Origin of the sequence: Aeromonas sp. s5 (assembly GCF_040907865.1) — a bacterium.
GTDB lineage: Bacteria > Pseudomonadota > Gammaproteobacteria > Enterobacterales > Aeromonadaceae > Aeromonas > Aeromonas dhakensis.
In genome coordinates, this window is record NZ_JBFOCO010000009.1 from 245,200 (window position 1) to 264,352 (window position 19,153).

Consider the following 19,153-nt stretch of genomic DNA (forward strand, 5'->3'; position numbering starts at 1 on the left):
TTCATATTTATCCGTGCCCATGAGAACAAGGCAGGTGCCATGACGACCCCAGAAGTGAGCTGCCAGAACTGCGAGGCCTGCTGCTGCCGCCTCGAAGTGATGCTGTTTACCGATACCGGCGTGCCGGATCGCTATGTGGAAGAGCGGGAAGGCGAGGTGCCGGTAATGCACCGGCTGGAAGATGGCTGGTGCGCGGCGCTCGATCGCAACACCATGATGTGCCGCATCTACGAGGTACGCCCCCTGATCTGCCGTGAGTTCGAGATGGGTGAGCCGGACTGTATCGACGAGCGGGACAAGTGGTTTATCAGGCTGGATTGAACTGCCCACCAGCATCAGTCGCATTGCGGCCTATTTCAGGCTAGCCCGGCCAGTTGCTGCTCCAGCCAGTGCAGTGCCTCGTCGGTCTGCTCGAAGTAACGGATCCCCTGAAACGGCAAGCCGCTGAACACCTGATCCGCCAGATACTGCTTGAAACTGCCCGCCAGCACCACCGCCAGAAAGGCACAACCGTTGTTGGCGCACCACTCGAACTGACGGCGAAAACGGGCAAGCACCTCGGGCCCGGCCGCCTCGAATTCGGTCGCCACCTCGACTATGCCCCAGGGCCCGGCACTCAGGCTGGCGATCTGCTGGCTGAACTGCGCCTCATAGGCCATGGCCCCCGCCAGATTGAAGGGGCCGCTCGGCCGGCAGATCAGCACCTGGCCCTGTCGCTGCATCTCGAAATGGCCGTGGGGTCGCAACTTCACGTCTGCCTCCTTCCCTGGATTCTTCGCCGTGCAAGCACTCTCTTATGTTGCAACAAGGTAATGATCTCTCTGCCAAAAGTCCATTTTGACAAGGTTCGCCCAGAGGGGTTTGCGCCACCTTCTGACCGGCGGCAAAGCGGTTCGGCGTGCACTCGGCTACCTCCACGGACAGCCCTCATGTTCTGTTGCAGTTAATAAAACGTTGCTGTTATCATCCGCGCCGCCACCAACATTCCACCAACTGAAACGTTAACCCAAGGCGCAAGGAACAGAGATGAAAAATCGGGACGCGAACCACTATCAGCGCATCTGGCGCTGGCACTTCTATGCGGGTCTCTTCGTCGCCCCCTTCCTGATCCTGCTCTCGCTGACCGGGATCGTCTATCTGTTCAAGCCCCAGCTCGACAACCTCATGTATCCCGAGCTGATGAAGGTCGCCCCCGTCAACCAACCGCTCAGCGCCGACCAGCTGCTGGTAAAGGCGATGGCGGCCATGCCGGACGCCAGCCTGAGCAAATACCTGCCCCCCACAGGACCGGAGGCCAGCGCCCAGTTCATCGTCCGCCAGGGGGGCAGCGAGCTGACCCTGTTCCTCGATCCCGCCAGTGGCGCCCTGCTCGGCACCATGGACAACAAGTGGAATCTGCAGGCGGTGGCGCGCGCCCTGCACGCCGAGCTGATGATAGGCACCGTGGGGGATAGGCTGATCGAGCTGGCGGCCGGCTGGGGCATAGTGCTGCTCCTGAGCGGGCTCTATCTCTGGTGGCCACGCAAGGGGCCAGGGGTTGGCGGCATCCTGTGGCCGCGCTGGAGCCAGCGTGGCCGGCTCTGGTGGCGCGACCTGCACGCCGTGGTCGGCTTCTGGGGCGCCGGTTTCCTGCTGCTGCTGCTCTTGAGCGGCATGACCTGGACCGGTTTCTGGGGCGATCAGTTTGCCGCCGTCTGGAACCGCTTCCCGGCCGCCATGTGGAACGAGGTGCCCAAGTCGGCGCCCCTGGCCCGCAGCCTCAACCATGCCCATCAGCAGACCGTGCCCTGGGCGGTGGAGAACACCCCCATCCCCAGCTCGGCCGAGCCCAAGGCCCACGACCATAGCGCCATGGGACACGGTGGCGAGCACGACGGCATGGTGATGGCGGAGCACCGCATCCCGCTGCAGCAGGTGGTGGAGATCGCCGCCGCACGCCGGGTCACGCCGGGCTACAGCATCACGCCGCCGGCCGGGGCGAGCGGTGTCTACACCATCGCCATCTTTGCCGATGATCCGCGCAACGACGCCACCCTGCACATCGATCAATACAGCGGCAAGGTGCTGGCGGACGTGCGCTGGCAGGACTACGGTCCGGTCGCCAAGACGGTGGAAACCGGCGTCATGCTGCACATGGGCAAGCTCTACGGCTGGCCCCATCAGCTCGCCATGCTGCTCATCTGCCTGCTGGTGCTGGTGAGCTCGGTGAGCGGGCTCTGGATCTGGTGGAGCCGTCGTCCGCAGGGCCGCCTCGCCGCCCCGCCGCTGCCGACCACCCTACCCCCCATGCGCGGCGCCCTTGCCCTGCTGATCCTGCTCGGCATCTGCTTCCCGCTGGTAGGCGGCTCCATGCTGGTGATCTGGCTGCTGGACAGCCTGCTCTTCGCCCGCCGTCGGGCTCCCAGGCTGGCACGGGCCAGCTAGCGTTACCTCAACCTGACGCACCAACAAGCGGGCTCCCGAACGGGAGCCCGCTGGTTTTCAACCCGTCTTTACTCCTGCTCCACCAGCTGGAGGATCTTCCTCGCCTTCTCGAAGTGATCGAGGCGCTGGGTCTGGATCCACCAGGTCGCCGCCTCCATCAGCAGCTCGGGGTCGTCATTGCGGTTGGCAAAAAACGCATAGAAGGAGACCCCGACCGCCTCCCCCTTCTGGGCAATCTTCTGCTGGCACACCTGGATGATCTTCTGCTTGAGCGAGTCGCGCATGGCGGCCCTCCTGCCCGATGAGTGAATGGCCGGACAGCATACCTCAACCAGCAAAAAGGCTCCCCTGCGGGAGCCTTTCTTCATTGCCAGACAAGGTCGCGACTCAGGAGAGCGCCAGTCCGATGGAGAGCAGCAGGCTGTAGAGGAAGGCGCTGATGGCGGTCTTCTTGAGCGAACCGGTCAGCACCTCGCCATCGAAGCTCTGGCGCAGGGTTCTGGCGGCATCGGTGAGCGGCTTCATGGCGGGCAGGAAGATCCAGGGCCAGAAGCTGGCAGGCTGGGTCAGGATGAAGGCGATGGTCGCCAGCAGCGCCGCTCCCAGCAGCACCCAGTGATAGGCGATGGCCCGGTTGCGGCCGAGCCGCACCGCCAGGGTGATCTTGCCGCTGGCGGCGTCGGTCTCGATGTCGCGCACATTGTTGATGTTGAGCACGGCGGTGGCCAGCAGGCCGCAGGCGGTGGCCGGCAGCAGCAGATCCCACTGCAGGGTTTTGGTGAACAGGTAGTAGGAGCCGAGTACCCCCAGCAGGCCGAAGAACAGGAACACCGAGATGTCACCGAAGCCGCGATAGCCGTAGGGAGTCTTGCCCACCGTGTAGGTAACGGCGGCCACGATGGCGGCACCGCCCAGCAACACGAAAGTGAGGATCTGCAGCCACTGATCGCCGAAGGCACAGCCCAGCAGGGCGAGGCCGCTGACCACGGCGGCCAGCGCGGTCAGCGCCATGGCCACGCACATCTGCTTGCGGGTGATGAGGCCAGAGACCACGGCGCGCTGGGGGCCGATCCGCTCGCCATTGTCCGCCCCGGATACCGCATCCCCATAGTCATTGGCCAGATTGGAGAGGATCTGCAGCAGAATGGCGGTCAGCAGGGAGAGCGCCATGATGGTGCCGTCGAAGGCGCCGCGGCTGGCCGCAAGCCCAGATCCCAGCAAAATGGAGGAGCACGCCAGCGGCAACGTTCGCAAACGCGCCGCCAGCAACCAAATAGATAAGGTATTTGTCATATTGTGATGGCCAAACAATCAGATATTGATCGTGTTAAGGGTTATCGAACCGGATTTCGGTATACTTGGCCCCTCGGGAGTTGGCTCCCCGGGCGATTTACATGGACGAATGGGCAGATAATATATAGGAATAATCGCTCCTTTGGCATAAACCAACGGCATCCTTCTGCAGGATGGACCGTCACTATCGGCTCATAGACGAAATCCATGTTGGCTCAGACCCATATCAAGCAACAACTGGACGCCCTGCGTCATGGCAATGCCAGCGGCTTCGTGCGACTGCGCGTCGCGATCGAGGTTCGCTCCTTTCTGGGCTGGCTGGCGGCGCAGACTCTCTATCCCCGCATCTATTGGCATGCCAGAGGACAGGACAAACCCGAATACGTGGCGCTGGGCTGCCTGCGCGAGCTGACCGAGCCCAGGGCGATCCGCCAGGTCTGCGAGCACACCAGCCAGCCCCATGACGACAGCCCCCGCTACTATGGCGGACTGGCATTCGACCCCACCCAGCCCGGCTGGCAGGGGTTCGGCCCCTGCCGTTTCGTGCTGCCCCGCATCGAGCTGGTGCGCCGTGGCGAGTGCATCACCCTCTGCCTCAACCTCTGGCTGCCGGAGCAGACCGGTGGCGACGCCTTCGAGGCCGAACTGCAGGCCGCCGCCGCCGCCCTCGACGCCCTCCAGCCGGAGGCGCCCCTGCCCCCGCTGGCCCGCCACCCATGGCAGCGGGAAGATTGTCCGAGCCAGCCCCAGTGGCAGACGCTGGTCGAGCAGGTGACCGCCCCCGACTTCCAGGCCCACACCCCCAAGGTGGTGCTGTCGCGCCAGAGCCGACTCACCCATGAGGGTGCGACGAATGCCACCGAGCCGCAGGCCGTCGCCCCCTGGTCGCTGCTGGCCCGCTGGGCACAGCACGGTCAGGACTGCTTTCACTTCGGCTTCCAGTTTTCCCCCGAGCAGAGCTTCATCGCCTGCTCCCCCGAGCGGCTCTATCGCCGCGAACAGCAGCACCTCTTCACCGAGGCGCTGGCGGGCACCATCCGCCGCTCCGGCGACGAGGCGACCGACGCGGCGCTGGCCGCCGAGCTGCTGGCCGACAGCAAGAACCGGCTGGAAAACCGGCTGGTGCACGCCGATATCCTCAGCCGGCTGGCACCGCTCACCACGGACGCCACCCTGACCGAGCCGCGCATTCTCAAACTGCGGCTGCTGCAGCACCTCAAGTGCGACATCGAGGCCGAACTCAAGCCCGGCGTCTGCGACTGGCAACTGCTGGAGGCGCTGCACCCCACCCCAGCGGTGGGTGGCGCTCCGCGCGAGGCGGCGCTGGCCTTCATCCGCGAACGCGAGCCCTATGATCGCGGCTGGTATGCCGGCGCCTGCGGCATGCTGAGCCGGGAGACCTCCGAGTTCTCGGTCGCCATCCGCAGCGCCCGCATCACGGCGCAGGCCATCACCCTGTTTGCCGGCGCCGGTATCGTCGCGGGATCCGAGCCTGCCGCCGAGTGGGCCGAACTCGACAACAAGATCGCCAATGTGCTCTCCCTGCTGGGATAGCGTTTCTCATCGATTCCTCACCACGAGAGCCTCATGTCTGCCAGCCAAGCGTTCGCCAGTCACCATGCCACCTTCAACCACGTCTGGTCTTCCCTCTTGCTGGAGGAGCTCTTTCGCCTCGGTGTGCGCGATATCGCGCTGGCCTCCGGCTCACGCTCGGCACCGCTCACCATGGCAGCCGCCGCCCACCCCGGCTTTCGCCGCCATCTGCACTTTGACGAGCGCGGCCTCGGCTTCATGGCGCTGGGGCTGGCCAAGGGCAGCGGCCGCCCGGTGGCGGTGATCATGACCTCGGGCACCGCGGTGGCCAACCTCTGGCCGGCGGTGGCCGAGGCCCAGCTCACCGGCGTGCCGCTCATCATTCTCTCGGCCGACCGGCCGCCCGAGCTCATTGACAACGGGGCCAACCAGGCCATCGACCAGCAGGGGATCTTCGGCCGCTACCCCGTCTATCAGCAGAACCTGCCGAGCCCCACCGCCACCATCCCGGCCGCCTTCGTGCTGAGCTCGGTGGATCAGGCGCTGGCCCAGCAGGCACGCACGCCGGGGCCGGTGCACTTCAACTGCATGTACCCGGAGCCCCTCTATCCGGGCGATGAGTACCTGGATTTCTCCGCCTACCTGGCCCCCCTCGGCGACTGGCTTCACTCGTCCGAGCCCTGGAGCCCCTGGCAACTGGCGCAGGCCCCCTGCCCGTGTCAGCCAGACTGGGACGAGCTGCAGGGCAAGCGCGGCCTCATCGTCGCCGGCCGCATTCAGGATCCCGCCCAGGCCAAGGCCGTCGCCGCCCTGGCCGAGCGGCTCGGCTGGCCCCTGCTGGCCGATCTGCAGAGCCAGCTGCGCTTCGATGGCCGTAACCTGGTGCACGCCGATCTCGCCCTGCAACACAGCGGCTTCGTGGCCGAACTGGCCCGTGCCGAGGTGCTGCTGCAATTTGGCGCCCGTCTCATCTCCAAGCGGCTCGGTCAGTTCATCAAGCAGCACTCCTGGCAGGATTACTGGCTGGTGGATCCGCAGCCGGCCCGGCTCGACCCGGACTACCGGCTGCGCCGCCGCCTGCTGTGCGAACCCGGCGCCTTTGCCGCCGCCCATCCGGTGGCGCACCCGCACCTGCCCTGGCACCGGCTGGCGGAGCGCCAGCAGTCCGTGAGTCTGCAGGTGCGCAGCGCCTGCGAGCGCTTCTCCGAGCTCGGGGTGTGCCATCGCCTGAACCAGCGGATCAGGGGCCAGCTGTTCGTTGGCAACAGCATGCCGGCCCGGCTGATGGACATGCTCGGCGAGGCGGGCAAGGGCCCCAGCCGGGTGATGACCAACCGCGGCGCCTCCGGCATCGACGGCCTCATCGCCACCGCCTACGGCTTCGCACAATCGATCGAGCCAGGCAACGACGAGCCCACCACCCTGCTGCTCGGGGATCTCAGCGCCCTGCACGATCTCAACAGCCTGGCGCTGCTCGGCAAGGCGAGCCGGCCGCTGGTGGTGATCCTGCTCAACAACGATGGCGGCAGCATCTTTCGCATGTTGCCGGTGCCGACCCAGGACGCACTGCTGGAGACCTACTACTGCCTGCCCCACGGCCTGCACTTCGAGCACGCCGCCGCCATGTTTGGCCTCCACTACCGGGCGCCGGCCACCCTCGCCGACTTTGAGCGGGACTACGCCGCCGCGCTGGAAAAGGGGGTAACGCTGATTGAAATCAAGGTCCCCAGCAGCGAAGTCGCCGAGGATCTGAAGGCACTGGGAAGCGCGATCCGTGGCAGCTAGTGCCGACCAGCCGACGCTGGTGCTGCTGCACGGTCTGCTCGGCGATGCCAACGACTGGCAACCCGTGCAGGCAGCCCTGGCCGACCTCCCCAGCCTGGCGCTGGATCTGCCGGGCCACGGCAGCAACCAGGCTGTGCGGGTGTGCGGTTTTGACGAGGCTCACCGCTGGCTCTGCGACGAGCTGGCCAGCCGCGGCATCGACCACTACCGGCTGGTGGGCTATTCGCTGGGGGGGCGGCTCGCCCTCTATCACGCCAGCCAGGCGCCGGTTGGGTTGCAGGCCCTGCTGCTGGAAAACTGCCACCCCGGCCTGCCCGCCGAAGAGCGCGCTGCGCGCCTCGCCCACGACGAAAGCTGGGCCCGGCGCTTCGAGCAGGAGCCCCTGACGAGCGTGCTGGCAGACTGGTATCGGCAGGGGGTGTTCGCCGATCTGGGCGACGCATCCCGCGCCAACCAAATAGCCCGCCGCCTTGGCAACGACGGCAAGGCCGTGGCCGCCATGCTGCGCGCCACCTCCCTTGGCAAGCAGCCGAACCTGGCCCCCTGGCTGGCGCAAGGCACGCTGCCGGTCACCTGGGTGAGCGGCAAGCGGGATCACAAATTCCATCAGCTGGCTTGCCTCATGGCGAGTCAGCAGAGCAAAATCAACCACTTGGAGCTGGATGGCGGCCACAACCTGCATGCCCACCAGCCTGAGGCCTTTGCCCGGCTCCTCGCGGAGTGGGTCAACCAACAACAAGAAGAGAAGCGTCATGATTGAAGCAATGACTGAAGCGGAACTCTATGCCCCCGTCGAGTGGCGTGATTGCTCCGCCGGTTACGAGGACATCCTCTATCACAAGTCCGGCGATGGCATTGCCAAGATCACCATCAACCGCCCCCAGGTGCGCAACGCCTTCCGCCCCCGCACCGTCAAAGAGATGCTGCAGGCGCTGGCCGATGCTCGCTACGACGATCAGGTCGGCACCATCATCCTGACCGGCTTCGGTGAAAAAGCCTTCTGCGCCGGTGGCGACCAGAAGATCCGCGGCGACTACGGTGGCTACCGCGATGACGAGGGCACCCATCACCTCAACGTGCTCGACTTCCAGCGCGACATCCGCACCTGCCCGAAACCGGTCGTTGCCATGGTGGCCGGCTATGCGGTCGGTGGCGGCCACGTGCTGCACATGATGTGCGATCTGACCATCGCCGCCGACAACGCCCAGTTTGGCCAGACCGGCCCGAAAGTGGGCTCCTTCGACGGCGGCTGGGGTGCCTCCTACATGGCGCGCATCGTCGGCCAGAAGAAGGCCCGCGAGATCTGGTTCCTCTGCCGCATGTACGATGCCCGGCAAGCCCTCGACATGGGGCTGGTCAATACCGTCGTGCCGCTGGCGGAGCTGGAGCGTGAAACCGTGCGCTGGTGCCGCGAGATGCTGCAGAACAGCCCGATGGCGCTGCGCTGCCTGAAGGCCGCCCTCAACGCCGACTGCGACGGCCAGGCCGGCTTGCAGGAGCTGGCAGGGAATGCCACCATGCTGTTCTACATGACCGAAGAGGGTCAGGAAGGGCGCAACGCGTTCAACGAGAAACGCCGTCCCGACTTCTCCAAATACAAGCGGAATCCCTGATGACACTCGCTCTCTATCGCTACCAACTGCCTTTTACCCAGCCCCTGACCTTTCACGGCAAGGTGGAGGTGGCGCGAGAGGGCCTGCTGGTCCGCGTTGACGACGGCTGGGGGGAGATAGCCCCCCTGCCAGGCTTCTCCCGCGAGAGTCTGGCCGAGGCGCAAGCCGAGGCCATCGCCTGTCTGGAGCGGCTGGCGGCGGGGCAAGATATCGCCCCGCAGCTCCCTTCGGTGCAATTCGGGCTGGACTGTGCCCGCCGCTGCTGGCCTGCCCAGACAGCCCCGCTGCCCGAACCCTATCCCCTTATTCAGGGCTCCCCCCAGGAGCTGCTGAAGAACTGGAAGAACTGGCTGCACAAGACCCCGAACAAGGCCAAGCTGAAGGTGGCCCGTTACCCCATGCGCGACGAGCTGGCGCTGATCCGCCTGCTGTGCGACCGCATCCCCACCCTCAAGCTGGTGCTGGACGCCAACCAGGGCTGGACCCGCGAGGAGGCCTGGGCCTTCTGCGGTCATCTGGACCCGAACCGGATCGAATATCTGGAAGACCCCTGCGCCGACTTTGCCGACATCACCTTCGTGGCCAATCGCACCGGCATGCCGGTAGCCATCGACGAGCTGCTGGCCCAGGGCAAGCCGTGGGACCCCATTCCCCAGCTGCGCGCTCTGGTGCTCAAGCCGACCCTGCTCGGTTCGCTGGCCCATTGCGAGGCGCTGGTGGCCCGGGCCCACGAGCTGCGTCTCAAGGTGATCGTCTCTTCCTGTTTCGAATCCGGCGTCGGTCTGAACCAGCTGTTCCATCTGGCCGGCGAATGGGCACCGGAGCAGGCCCCCGGCCTGGATACCCGGCGCTGGCTGGCCGCCGATCTGCTGGACGCCGCCGGCAAACCCGATCCAAGCCTGCTGGAGCCCCTGTTTCACCACGATTGAAGGGGCCTGCATGCCACCCTTGTTTGACCATCACTCCCATCCCGAACCCTGCCCGGTCCGTCACTGGGCGCGATCCGCTCCCGCTCGCATTGCCATTCATGCCACCGTCCCGCTCACCTACCGGCAACTGGACGCCAGGCTCAACAGCCTGTGCCAGCAGCTGGCCATGGCCGGCCTGCAACCGGGAGATCGCCTCGCCGCCGTGGTACGCGGCGCGCTGGAAGATGTGCTGCTGGCCTGGGCCTGCGTGCGCAGTGCCATCGTCTTCTGCCCGCTCAACCCCGCCTTTCCGCTGACGCGGCAAACGGAGCTGGCGACCCTGCTCGACGTCAGGGCCTGCTGGTCGGCGGGCGAGATCCCGGCCGGCAGCTGGCAACCGCTAAGGCTCGACTTCACCCGTGAGCTGGCGGCGGACGAAGGCGACTGCATGCTGGATCCTGCCCTGCTCAACAACATGATCCTCACCTCGGGTTCCAGCGGCACTCCCAAGGCGGTGGTGCACCGGCTGGTCAACCACCTGGCCTCGGCGCGAGGCTCCACCAGCCAGATCCCGCTCGATGAGCGTTGTGGCTGGCTGCTCTCCCTGCCGCTGTTTCATGTCGGCGGCTACGCCATCCTGTTTCGGGTCTTTCTGGCGGGCGCAGCCCTGGTGCTGGACGATCGCAGCCGCCCGCTCAGGGAGCGGCTCGAACAACAACCCATCACCCATCTATCTCTGGTGCCGACCCAGCTCTGGCGACTGCTGGCGCAGGGCTTCGATCCCGCTCGTACCCGGCTGCGCGAGCTGCTGCTCGGCGGCGCCGCCATCCCCCTGCCGCTGGTGCACAGGCTCACCGCCATGGGACTGGTGCCCAAGGTGAGCTACGGCCTCTCCGAGATGGGCAGCCAGGTCTGCACCGGCCGGCCGGCCGCCGCCGGCGTGGTGGGCAAGGCGCTGCCGGGACGGGAGGTCTGCATCCGCCAGGGGGAGATCTGCGTGCGCGGCGAGACGCTGTTTGCGGGCTACTTCAAGGAAGGGGGGCTGGCGCGGCCGCTCGACGAGGACGGCTGGTTCCACACTCGCGACAAGGGGCATTTCAATGCAGATGGCGAACTGGTGGTGGAGGGGCGGCTCGACAACCTCTTCATCTCGGGGGGCGAGAACATCCAGCCCGAGACCATAGAGCAGCGGCTGGTGGATCACCCCGCCGTGGCACAGGCGCTGGTGGTACCGGTGCCGAGCGACGAGTGGGGGCAGAGGCCCGCCGCCTTCATCGACTGGCATGGCGAGCCGCGGCCTTATGTCGAGCTGGCGACCTGGATCCGGCAAACCCTGCCCGGCTTCATGGTGCCGGATCAGTGGCATCCCTGGCCCGATCTCGGGGGGCAGCTCAAGCCGCAGCGCAGGCAATATCAGCGCATGCTGCAGGAACAATGATCAGCCATGCGACAATTTCAGACATGGTGGAGCCATCCAAATACACACTTTATTCGAAAGAAAATGCTGGGGGCGTCAAAATACCCCTCACAGGCAGGGGGAAGTGAGAACGATTACATACACGACCCTCTTTTTGCGTGTTTTTTGAACTGAACGAGCCGCCTGTAGTACCATATTCCCCGCCATGCATTTAAACGCAAAGGTAACTAGTTGATAGTTAAAGATATTGCTAATTTCCCATTATTTGAACAAAGACTGCATGGTGGTAAAATGCTCTCCTTGGCAGTAAGACGAGTCACACATGAGTAACAAAAATTATAAAATTGCAGAGGATATCTTTTTCTCCGCTGCAATATTCCGACTCTCGAAAGGAGACAAGGACATCAAGCTCAGCAACAAGGAAGCCGAGCTGCTCGAGATGCTGTGTGATGAGGCAGGTACTGTCATTGCCAGAAGTAAGCTGCAGGATGCCTTGTGGCCGAACCAGGACAATACCGACACCAACCTGAACCGGCAGATCCTCTCGTTGAGACGAAAGCTGGAATCATTCGGTTTGATGGATGCGATCGATACTATCCCGCGGGTGGGATATATCTTCTGCGCCCCCATTGAAGTGGCCGGAGAAACCGAGGAGGCAGTGCCGAATGAAGAAATTCAGACGATCGCAACCGCCAATGTGCCCCAGGTAAGACGGCAATATACCCGCCGTAAATATGATCGCTATTTCAGCCCGCAGCGTATTTTGCTGGTTGCACTCTTGCTGGCATCGCTGACCGCGCTGGTCATCAGCATATATCACTATGCCACGGCCAATACGCTGCGCACCATCAATCTTGGCCATGTCTCTCTTTATATGACCAGTGATACCGAGCAAGCATTGAAGGTAAAGATCGATGCGCTCTCACCGCTGGTCAAGAAAATTTCGCGCAAGGATGATGAACAGGTATCCCTGCTGGTCGGCAAAGAAGCCATCAGCTATTTCTCCATCGACAACAACAGTCGCCAGCTGTCAGAAAATGTCTTTTTATTGCGCAATGGTCATCCGCTTGCCGAAGAGGTGCAATGCGTTATTTCCACCATGGCTCAGCAGGGAAATAATGTTTCCCACAACTATTACAACAATACCGACACCACAGTTCGATATCACAGCAATTGCCAGGCGCCGGACAACTGGGTTGAGCTGACCAGAAAGAACAAGTTCATTGTTACGCTGAGTCGTGAAATAGTCGTGGCAACCATTATAGCTACCGACAGCCAGGGTCAGACGCTGTTCAATCTGGATTCCGTCGGGGATCTGGAGCGGGATGATGGCGATATTTCGGTAGAGGTAAAAAATACCATCGTCAATTACATCGATCAAAAGGCACTGACCAATAACGGCATGGTGGCAACCCTGGTGGCCGCCTTGACCCCCCCCAAACAGAAAGCACAGTTTGTGCAGTTGCCGGGGGGCATTTACCTCTCCAGTTATCTGGGCGGCGTCATCAACTGGCCCAGTCTGGGTAATTCAAAGGTCATTCAGCGCAATGACTTCTGACCTTATTCATAGGCAACGATAAAGTTGGCCACGGCGGAATAATCCCCGGGCTGGATGGTCTTGGCAGCCAGCGCGTCCGGATGCGCTTCCACCCGGGCAAAGAACTGCAGTTCATTGTCTGCCGCGCCGCCCAGCAGATAACCGCGGGAGGGGGTGCCCAGATCCAGTGGTGACTGGGTCACGTCATAGAGGCGGATCCCGGCGCCCTTGGCCATCCCGGCGGTAAACGCCAGCCCGCCGCTGAGCTGGGGATCCTGCGAGCCGGTAAAGGTCACCTTGGCCATGCGAAAGATCCCCGGCTTGCAGTTGGTCAGCCGGATGGAGAAAGGCACCTGGACCCCGGCCCCATTGGCATAGAGCTCCTTCACGTCGACCACCCCCATCTCGACCTCCTGCTCGATGGATTCGGGAGCAATCTCGCACGGCTGATCGATGATCCGGCCATGGAGGTGGACCGTGTTGCCAAGCAACTCCAGATCATTGCTGGCACGGGGAGCTGCCGTTACCGCCAACAGCGGGCACAGCGCCAGGCCTATCCACAATGTCCGCAACATATGACAACTCCTCACTGAAATTCGGCAACTATGGTGGCGGTGGCGTAGAAGTCACCCGCAGGAATATCAGCGCCTACCGGTGTTATCGGCGCGGCGATAAAGCCCCAGTCACCAATGTTTCCTTGCATGGAAACCGGATAAAATGTATTTAAATTCAGCTGAGAACCATCCAGCTGCTTGAACTTTATGCCCAAATCGGAAATGACATTTCCACCCTGATAGCCATCCCGAGTTGTCCGCAGATAGTCTTGATTGAAAGAGGTTGGTTTTCCAGAAATACCAAGATTGATCTTCAAGGCATCCCCTTCGAAAACACCACCGCGACATTGAAATGTCAGAGGGACCGTCTTTTCAAAATTATTCCCATCCAATCCCGAGCCTGGCAAATCACCAAATTCCACTTCAATAGTCTGCCCACCGTTAATCACGCATTCTTCCGGCACATATAAAATTGCAGATGTAATCGTAATTCGAGACATTGGCAAATTATTGAAATCTGTAGTAGTAGAGCCTAAGCGGCCATACATCTCTACGACTTGACGATCCGATATTTGCACACCATTAATTATTTGTTTTCTTACACGGAAGGTTACTCGCCCACGGCTACCACTTTCGAAATTATTTATTCTTGTCTCTTTTCCTTTAGTACAAGAGTAATTTGGGTAATCATTACTTTCATTAGGAAATGGGGCCGTAACAAACTTTTTCTTCCAACCAGCTATCCAAATTTCGACCTTCATATCCAGAAAGTCATTTAGTTTTACAAAACCATCACCGGCTTGAGGCAAGCCATCCGTCATGGTCGCCTTATAGTACACTGGAGATTGTGGAATGCTTCTATCCGGGCAGGTAACGATACCCGAATATTGCCCCCCCAAGTTCCACTCAAACGCCTTGGTAGTAAAATCAGGTTTGTTTTGAATATCAGCCTTATCCAACGATATATAGTAATCATGGGTTGGGTTGGGCGTCACATAGCCATTTGCCAATGCCGTTCCTGCAAACAGCATAAGGCTTGAACAGAAGATGGAACGTAGCATAGGCCTTACTCGCTCTTCACGGCTTTACAGGCATTGCCTGCGCACTGGTATTTGATATCCATATATCCGCCGTAGTCATTGACGTAGCTGATCACAAATTCATTGCCCAGCGCTTCCGGGATGTTGACCGTCTGCTCGGACTTGGGTGCCACCATAAAGGCGGAGAAGCCCTTGATGGCGGTTCTCCCCTTGCCCTGCGGATGGCCCAGGCCCACGTAGGTGATGTAGTAAGGGGTGGGGTTGTTCACCTGCAGGGCCTTGCCCTGCTTGGTGATCAGCACCTGATCCTGCCAGATGGCGCCGCGCTCGGGCAAAATGGCCTCGGGGCGGTAGAACAGCTTGATCTTGGACTGCACGGCAATCTGCATCACGTTGCTCTTCTCGCTCTTGGGCGGGATCTCGCGCAGGTTGAAGTAGTAGATCGACTCGCGATCCTTGGGCAGGCTGTCGATGGCCGGCACGCTGGCGATCCGCACGATGGACTTCTGGTTGGCATCCACCCGCTGTACCGGCGGCAGCACCACGAAGGGTGAAGAGATCTTCTGCCCCTGGGCATCTTCAATCCAGGACTGCGCCAGATAGGGCAGCTTCTGGTTCTCGTTCTTGATGTTGAGGCTGATGGACTTGGCACCACCCGGATAGACGGCGCGAGTACGGTCCAGCACGATGGCAGCGCTGACGTTGAGCGAGGTCATGCCCAGCACGGCCAGACAGGTATAAGAGAGCAGCTTTTTCATCGGTATCCCATTACTTGCAAGTGAGAGTCTTCATCGACAGATCGGTTACTTGTTGCGGTGCCACTATCTTGCACTGGCGGGCGCCGCCCCAGGAGAGTTCAAACGCTTCATTCGGTTTCACCCCGGTCAGATAGACCAGGCCATCTTCATCCACCACCGAGAGCACCCGGCCGGAATCCCTGACGACGGTGGCACCAAACGGCGGCACTGAGCCATCGGACAGCTTGACGTTGGCCAGCAGCTTGAATCCTTCGGCGATTTCGAAGGCATTATACCCAATTGCCCCCTCGGTCAGGGTCCCCTGCTTGATGGCGTTCATCGCATCGATGTCGTCGCTCAGCTGATCCACATCGACCCGGGTGTCGCTCTTGCGATAGTCGGTCATGTCGCTGATCACCGCGACGCCAAAGCGGTTGGTCACGGCGCGGCCGTTGTTGAAGGAGACGCCGGAGGTCTTGTCGGTATCCACCATCATGCGGGTGCCGCCACGACGGGTCGCCTGATGCAGGGCCGCCCCGTGCTCGGTCGCCGTCAGGCCGCCGCGCAGGCTGGCACCGACCGAGGTGTACTCGCTCTGCACGCTGTAGGCATTGAGGCTGACCGCCCCGATGTCGCTGTTGTGGTTGTAGTAACCCCGCGCCACGGCGTGGCCATTGCTCTGCACGCCCGCCCCCAGCTGATAGGTGTCATCCGGCCGGCTGTAGTCCTGATAGGTGGCCAGGTGGGTCACCTTGCCGTTGGAGGACTGCACGCTGTATCCCGCGCTCTTTCTGTCCCCGATCGGCATGCTCAGGGTCAGCATGACGCTCTTGTCATCCTCGTAGTTCTCGGTCTTGGTCTTGTAGGCCGACACATAGACGGAGACATCCTTGAAGCTGCCGATGTTCACGTTCTTGTTGATGGTGAGGCCGTAGCGATCCTCGGCGTCATGTTCCCAATAGGTTCTGTGGGTGTAGTCCAGGTAGACGGTCAGCGCCTTGGCCGCATCATCCGCCCAGAAGGTCTTGTTGGCGGTGATGGTGTAGAGCTCCTTGTCACCCCAGTTGTTGTAGTCATCACTCGAGGTGTTCTCGTTCTTCTCCAGCCGATCCTTGTTATTGAGGAACTGCGACATGGTCATGAAGTCATGCTGGGAGAAGCGATAGCCGGCGAAGGTGATCGAGCTGTTGTATTCATCGAACTGCTTGGCGTAGTTCACCCGCACCGACTGGCCAATCTTGGTCGACAGGCCGGGCAGCTTGGAAATGGATTGGGTCAGGTCAGCCGAGATGGCACCGAAGGCATAGAGATCGCGACCGATACCCAGCCCCATGGAGTTGTATTCACCCGCAACCAGACTGCCGCCATAGAGCGACCAGGAGTTTGCCACCCCCCAGGAGAAATCACCGGTGACGAAGGCAGGGCCGTGCACATCGTGCACCGAGTCCGTCTGTTCGGAAGGTGCGCCGACCGCCAGGTTGTATCTGACATAGCCGGGACGGGTCAGATAGGGCACGGTTGCCGTGTCGACCTGGAACGAGTTGACGCTGCCATCCTGCTCTTCCACCCGCACATCGAGACGGCCGCGCACCGAGCTGTCCAGCCCCTGGATGCGAAACGGACCGGCCGGTACGTTGGTCTCATAGAGGATGCGACCGGACTGGGAGATGGTCACCTTGGCATTGGTCTTGGCGATGCCGCTCACTTCCGGCGCATAGCCCTGCAGGCTCGGCGGCAGCATGCGCTCGTCATTGGCCAGGTTGACGCCGGTATAGCGGAAGCCATCGATCAGCTGGGAGTTGAGCTGCTGCTCGCCCACCGTCAGCTTGGCGGCCATGTTCGGCAGCGGACGATAGGCATAGATGCGGTTCAGTTCGGAAGTGGTCCGATCGTTGTCGCCCCAGTAGGCATTGGCCTGATAGTCGCCGCGCAGGCGCCAGGCACCGTAGTTGAACCCCAGGGTGCCGTAGCTGCTGATGTTGCGGTTGGAGTAGCCATCGCCCTCGTTGATCTGGGCGTTGATGTTGTAGTCCAGCATCATCCCCGGGATCCCCTCATCCCACTGCTCGGGCGGAATCCAGTTGGGATCGCTGTACTTCATCCACGCCTGGGGCACGGCGATGCGCAGCAGGCCGTTGCCGATGTCGTTGGCGATCACCACACCGTCCAGCGCCAGCAGGTTGGCACACTGACCGTCGTGCCAGCTGTCGATCTTGGCGATGGCCTCGTCGGTCAGCGCCAGCTTGGGGATCACCTCTTGCGGCAGGCAGGCCACCCCGCCCTTCCCCTTGCCGGTGTCGGTCTCGTAGAAGGGGATTTTCTGCAGGGGCAGCTTGTTCTTGTTGACCTCGATCTCGAGGTAGTAGTCGCCGGGCAGGATGTAGCCTTCGTCGGCAAACTGGGAGAGGTCGATCTTGGTCCGTTCGTCCAGATCGAGCGCATCAATATTAAACTCCGTCTCTGCCCATGCATGATTCGCCACCGCCATCAGGCCGGGCACGCACAGCATAAAAGCCATTTTGGAATAATGTTTTTTTCTCACAGAGTCTGATGTTGAAACGCTCATATATTTACTCTAGGAATTGCATAACGGTCTCACGTAATGAGGTATCTACACTAAGCAATTGGCTTGCTTACATATAATTGAGTTCAAACAGCGTCGTACTGTCAGGAAAAAACAGTTGACTGCTGGTCAGACCCAAATTGAATTCCAGATCACTGTTGACGATATCCGAAATAATAAAGCTCTCGCCGGATACCTTGTGATATTGGCCGTTGTTGAGAATGCCAAGCTCATCGCTCATGGCACCGCGCACGGACATGGAAATAAAAGGCAGTGATGCCTCTGCTGCTCCTTCAACCTGACAGCCGCTGATTTTCAACGTGCCCGGTTGCCTGGCCTGCAAAGGAATGCTGCGCTGCACATCCAGGGTACAGCCCGACTCGGCCAGCCCATCCGAAATCTCGTTGGCGTGGACTGATCCCGCCATCATCACCAGCTGCAGCACCATGGCTGCCATCATTGAAGTTTTCATGATCAAGGTTCGATGTGAGGAGACAGAAGGTGTGAAGTTGTGGTGGCATCAGCCACCACAACCCTGATCACACGTTAAGGCAGTCGATTACTCGTAGGAGAGAGTAAAGTTGGTCACTGCAGTGAAAGCGCCAGCTTTCAGCGGGTTAGCGGTCTGATCGGCATAACCTTTCAGCACGGCACTGAAGGGCAGCTCGTTGTCACCGTTGACCAGGCCGAAGGCGGCAGTCGGGGTACCCAGTACGATAGCGGCACCACCCGGGGCGGTCATCTTGATACCGGCACCAGCGGCGTCACCACCACCGATAACCAGCAGGCTGGAATCTACCGGGTCTTTGGCACCGCTGAAGGTAACCTTGACGGCATCTTCAGTATCGGAGATTTCACAGTTCAGCAGCTTGATGCTGAACGGCTTGGAGTTGGACTCGCCACCGTTGGCCAGCTCTTTGGTGCTGATCTGACCCATTTCAACTACCTGGTCAACAGACTCAGGAGCAACGGAGCAAGGAGCGTTGATGATTTCACCGTTGAAGGTGACTTTACCTGAACCGGTGTTGCCAGCAGCAAAAGCGGTGCCGCACAGCAGCATGGAACCAACACCCATAGCAACCAGAATTTTGTTAGCTTTCATTCGTTTATACCTACATTAACGTGTGTTGTACTGCATCACTCCAATCATGCTGGAGTCACGATCTTCAGTGATGCCGCGATATACTGCACAGCATGCCGGTGCCTTTTCTCTCATTAAGCCGGTGAGAGGCGGCATCAATAACTTGCTGTGCCTTTATGGTTTATCTAAATAAGCAAAAGCAGCTCACCGCATAAGGAGCAGTTCCCGCTACACCTCAACTGCACAACTACATACATCCTTGTCGTCTGTGCAGAAAGCCGTGCTCCGCTTTTGCTTGATGAACAAATTAACGACTCATATGATGCACATCAAATACATTTTGATTTTTATAAATTCTTTTATAAACACATAAAAAACAATTGCTTACATCCATGACAATACATTTATGAATGCCGTAAAATAAATATCGTTCATATAGCAAACACGGATTGGATTATTTTAAATCAGACAACCTCAACCGCTTAACAGCAATTAACAAAAACACAACAACAAAATAATTCCAGATCACGTTTTTTGTTTCTTGAATACCCTTGACCTCATACATAAAACAGCTCAGGTAATCAGGTAATCAGGTAATCAGGTAATCAGGTAATCAGGTAATCAGGTAATCAGGTAATCAGGTAATCAGGTAATCAGGTAATCAGGTA

General features: G+C 60.6%; 18 protein-coding genes. 9 read left to right on the forward strand and 9 right to left on the reverse strand.

Translation table 11 applies throughout. The features are described from left to right. Window positions 1–39: 39 nt before the first annotated feature. Window positions 40–321, forward strand: coding sequence for a YkgJ family cysteine cluster protein (locus tag AB5Y94_RS07680; protein WP_024942310.1), 282 nt, complete (start codon window positions 40–42; stop codon window positions 319–321). 35 nt (window positions 322–356) lie between these two features. Here the strand turns inward: AB5Y94_RS07680 and AB5Y94_RS07685 are convergent, their stop codons facing one another. Beyond that, the gene (locus AB5Y94_RS07685) at window positions 357–752 is read right to left on the reverse strand and encodes a hypothetical protein (RefSeq protein WP_024942309.1); all 396 of its coding nucleotides are present in this window, start codon (window positions 750–752) and stop codon (window positions 357–359) included. Between the two features lie 274 nt (window positions 753–1,026). On the opposite strand from AB5Y94_RS07685, the gene AB5Y94_RS07690 reads away from it, so the two are divergent. Further along, the gene (locus AB5Y94_RS07690; protein ID WP_368205296.1) at window positions 1,027–2,424 is read left to right on the forward strand and encodes a PepSY-associated TM helix domain-containing protein; all 1,398 of its coding nucleotides are present in this window, start codon (window positions 1,027–1,029) and stop codon (window positions 2,422–2,424) included. A gap of 68 nt (window positions 2,425–2,492) precedes the next feature. Here the strand turns inward: AB5Y94_RS07690 and AB5Y94_RS07695 are convergent, their stop codons facing one another. Next, window positions 2,493–2,708: a DUF6500 family protein gene (locus tag AB5Y94_RS07695; RefSeq protein ID WP_005308390.1), complete on the reverse strand. Its 216-nt coding sequence runs from the start codon at window positions 2,706–2,708 to the stop codon at window positions 2,493–2,495. Between the two features lie 103 nt (window positions 2,709–2,811). Next, the gene (locus AB5Y94_RS07700) at window positions 2,812–3,717 is read right to left on the reverse strand and encodes a 1,4-dihydroxy-2-naphthoate polyprenyltransferase (RefSeq protein ID WP_005308387.1); all 906 of its coding nucleotides are present in this window, start codon (window positions 3,715–3,717) and stop codon (window positions 2,812–2,814) included. Window positions 3,718–3,924: 207 nt separating this feature from the next. Between AB5Y94_RS07700 and AB5Y94_RS07705 the strand changes: the two genes are divergently transcribed. The 7 genes from AB5Y94_RS07705 to AB5Y94_RS07735 all read left to right on the forward strand — a co-directional run bounded on the left by AB5Y94_RS07705 (window position 3,925) and on the right by AB5Y94_RS07735 (window position 12,531). Further along, window positions 3,925–5,271, forward strand: a complete 1,347-nt coding sequence (locus tag AB5Y94_RS07705; RefSeq protein ID WP_368205297.1) for an isochorismate synthase MenF — start codon at window positions 3,925–3,927, stop codon at window positions 5,269–5,271. A 33-nt stretch (window positions 5,272–5,304) separates the two neighbouring features. Beyond that, window positions 5,305–7,035, forward strand: a complete 1,731-nt coding sequence (gene menD / locus AB5Y94_RS07710; protein ID WP_368205298.1) for a 2-succinyl-5-enolpyruvyl-6-hydroxy-3-cyclohexene-1-carboxylic-acid synthase — start codon at window positions 5,305–5,307, stop codon at window positions 7,033–7,035. Next, window positions 7,025–7,795, forward strand: coding sequence for a 2-succinyl-6-hydroxy-2,4-cyclohexadiene-1-carboxylate synthase (gene menH / locus AB5Y94_RS07715; RefSeq protein ID WP_368205299.1), 771 nt, complete (start codon window positions 7,025–7,027; stop codon window positions 7,793–7,795). The genes menD and menH overlap by 11 nt, the downstream gene beginning before the upstream one ends. A gap of 4 nt (window positions 7,796–7,799) precedes the next feature. Next, the gene (menB, locus tag AB5Y94_RS07720) at window positions 7,800–8,648 is read left to right on the forward strand and encodes a 1,4-dihydroxy-2-naphthoyl-CoA synthase (protein ID WP_279484931.1); all 849 of its coding nucleotides are present in this window, start codon (window positions 7,800–7,802) and stop codon (window positions 8,646–8,648) included. Beyond that, on the forward strand, window positions 8,648–9,577 hold the full coding sequence (gene menC, locus AB5Y94_RS07725; RefSeq protein WP_279699359.1) for an o-succinylbenzoate synthase: 930 nt from the start codon (window positions 8,648–8,650) through the stop codon (window positions 9,575–9,577). The genes menB and menC overlap by 1 nt, the downstream gene beginning before the upstream one ends. Before the next feature lie 10 nt (window positions 9,578–9,587). Further along, complete coding sequence (locus AB5Y94_RS07730; protein ID WP_279699358.1) at window positions 9,588–10,994, forward strand: 2-succinylbenzoate--CoA ligase; 1,407 nt, start codon at window positions 9,588–9,590, stop codon at window positions 10,992–10,994. A gap of 301 nt (window positions 10,995–11,295) precedes the next feature. After that, the gene (locus AB5Y94_RS07735; RefSeq protein ID WP_368205300.1) at window positions 11,296–12,531 is read left to right on the forward strand and encodes a transcriptional regulator; all 1,236 of its coding nucleotides are present in this window, start codon (window positions 11,296–11,298) and stop codon (window positions 12,529–12,531) included. Between the two features lie 2 nt (window positions 12,532–12,533). Here AB5Y94_RS07735 and AB5Y94_RS07740 read toward each other — a convergent pair whose 3' ends face one another. The 6 genes from AB5Y94_RS07740 to AB5Y94_RS07765 all read right to left on the reverse strand — a co-directional run bounded on the left by AB5Y94_RS07740 (window position 12,534) and on the right by AB5Y94_RS07765 (window position 18,506). Continuing rightward, entirely contained in the window at window positions 12,534–13,085 is a 552-nt protein-coding gene (locus AB5Y94_RS07740; RefSeq protein WP_017785834.1) for a fimbrial protein, read from the reverse strand. 11 nt (window positions 13,086–13,096) lie between these two features. After that, the gene (locus AB5Y94_RS07745; RefSeq protein WP_042051507.1) at window positions 13,097–14,125 is read right to left on the reverse strand and encodes a fimbrial protein; all 1,029 of its coding nucleotides are present in this window, start codon (window positions 14,123–14,125) and stop codon (window positions 13,097–13,099) included. Window positions 14,126–14,130: 5 nt separating this feature from the next. Next, window positions 14,131–14,862, reverse strand: coding sequence for a molecular chaperone (locus tag AB5Y94_RS07750; protein WP_005308356.1), 732 nt, complete (start codon window positions 14,860–14,862; stop codon window positions 14,131–14,133). A 10-nt stretch (window positions 14,863–14,872) separates the two neighbouring features. Then, window positions 14,873–17,407 carry a fimbria/pilus outer membrane usher protein gene (locus AB5Y94_RS07755; RefSeq protein WP_017779285.1) on the reverse strand — a complete coding sequence of 845 codons (2,535 nt, stop codon included), beginning with the start codon at window positions 17,405–17,407 and terminating at the stop codon, window positions 14,873–14,875. A gap of 67 nt (window positions 17,408–17,474) precedes the next feature. Beyond that, window positions 17,475–17,864, reverse strand: coding sequence for a hypothetical protein (locus tag AB5Y94_RS07760; RefSeq protein WP_010635268.1), 390 nt, complete (start codon window positions 17,862–17,864; stop codon window positions 17,475–17,477). Between the two features lie 99 nt (window positions 17,865–17,963). Continuing rightward, the gene (locus AB5Y94_RS07765) at window positions 17,964–18,506 is read right to left on the reverse strand and encodes a fimbrial protein (RefSeq protein ID WP_337076838.1); all 543 of its coding nucleotides are present in this window, start codon (window positions 18,504–18,506) and stop codon (window positions 17,964–17,966) included. Between the last annotated feature and the right edge of the window lie 647 nt (window positions 18,507–19,153).

Coding starts and splice junctions, on each gene's coding strand:
- AB5Y94_RS07700 (WP_005308387.1), bottom strand. CDS start 3,717: ATGACAAATACCTTATCTATTTGGTTGCTGGCGGCGCGTTTGCGAACG.
- AB5Y94_RS07750 (WP_005308356.1), bottom strand. CDS start 14,862: ATGAAAAAGCTGCTCTCTTATACCTGTCTGGCCGTGCTGGGCATGACC.
- AB5Y94_RS07730 (WP_279699358.1), top strand. CDS start 9,588: ATGCCACCCTTGTTTGACCATCACTCCCATCCCGAACCCTGCCCGGTC.
- AB5Y94_RS07760 (WP_010635268.1), bottom strand. CDS start 17,864: ATGATGGCAGCCATGGTGCTGCAGCTGGTGATGATGGCGGGATCAGTC.
- menD (WP_368205298.1), top strand. CDS start 5,305: ATGTCTGCCAGCCAAGCGTTCGCCAGTCACCATGCCACCTTCAACCAC.
- AB5Y94_RS07735 (WP_368205300.1), top strand. CDS start 11,296: ATGAGTAACAAAAATTATAAAATTGCAGAGGATATCTTTTTCTCCGCT.
- AB5Y94_RS07755 (WP_017779285.1), bottom strand. CDS start 17,407: ATGAGCGTTTCAACATCAGACTCTGTGAGAAAAAAACATTATTCCAAA.
- AB5Y94_RS07680 (WP_024942310.1), top strand. CDS start 40: ATGACGACCCCAGAAGTGAGCTGCCAGAACTGCGAGGCCTGCTGCTGC.
- menB (WP_279484931.1), top strand. CDS start 7,800: ATGACTGAAGCGGAACTCTATGCCCCCGTCGAGTGGCGTGATTGCTCC.
- menC (WP_279699359.1), top strand. CDS start 8,648: ATGACACTCGCTCTCTATCGCTACCAACTGCCTTTTACCCAGCCCCTG.
- AB5Y94_RS07765 (WP_337076838.1), bottom strand. CDS start 18,506: ATGAAAGCTAACAAAATTCTGGTTGCTATGGGTGTTGGTTCCATGCTG.
- AB5Y94_RS07745 (WP_042051507.1), bottom strand. CDS start 14,125: ATGCTACGTTCCATCTTCTGTTCAAGCCTTATGCTGTTTGCAGGAACG.
- AB5Y94_RS07690 (WP_368205296.1), top strand. CDS start 1,027: ATGAAAAATCGGGACGCGAACCACTATCAGCGCATCTGGCGCTGGCAC.
- AB5Y94_RS07695 (WP_005308390.1), bottom strand. CDS start 2,708: ATGCGCGACTCGCTCAAGCAGAAGATCATCCAGGTGTGCCAGCAGAAG.
- AB5Y94_RS07740 (WP_017785834.1), bottom strand. CDS start 13,085: ATGTTGCGGACATTGTGGATAGGCCTGGCGCTGTGCCCGCTGTTGGCG.
- AB5Y94_RS07705 (WP_368205297.1), top strand. CDS start 3,925: ATGTTGGCTCAGACCCATATCAAGCAACAACTGGACGCCCTGCGTCAT.